The sequence below is a fragment of the Xanthomonas sp. SHU 199 genome (assembly GCF_000364665.1).
GTDB classification, from domain to species: Bacteria; Pseudomonadota; Gammaproteobacteria; order Xanthomonadales; family Xanthomonadaceae; genus Xanthomonas_A; species Xanthomonas_A sontii.
In genome coordinates this window covers 1-546 of sequence record NZ_AQOI01000544.1, presented here as the reverse complement: position 1 = coordinate 546, position 546 = coordinate 1, and the positions used below count along the sequence as shown (strand labels likewise).

Here is a 546-nt window from a genome sequence, read left to right as displayed (position 1 = left end):
CACGGCTCGCCTGCAGCGCATAGGCTGCCGCCACCCGCTCCAGGCCGTCGCTGGCGCCGGCTGCGTCCGGCACCGCCGCGTGCCACTGCGCAAACGCGTGTGCCGCCGCATCCAGGCGCTGCCGGCGCAGGGCCTGCTCGGCCTCGCGCTGCAGGCGCTCCAGCGCCCGATTCAGTTCCGCCTGGGTCTCGGGCAGGTCGACATGGCCGGGGTCGTAGCCACGCGCGCGCTCCACCAGCGCCACGGCGGCGGCCAGGTCGCCGCGCGCCAGATCGCCGCGTGCGTGCTGCAGCAGTTCCGACAATGCATCCTCGCGGCCTTCCAGCGCCGCGGTGCGTTCCGGCGCGTACTCCAGGACACGCTGGTACAGCGGCAAGGCCGCGTCCGGGCCGTCGTCCAGATGCCCGTCGTGACGCGCCTGCGCCGCCCGTTGCAGCAGTTGATCGATGCCGGCGTGCGCGGCCTCGCGCGCGCGCAATGCCGCCTCGATGCGATCGGCATCGGCGCGCGGCACCTGCAGCGCGCGCGCCAGCGCCAGCGCCTCGC

The 546-nt window shown here is 75.6% G+C and carries 1 pseudogene; it reads right to left on the bottom strand.

The window, feature by feature from the left end:
- A pseudogene (locus D183_RS0116310) lies at positions 1 to 546 on the bottom strand (hypothetical protein); the annotation flags it as partial.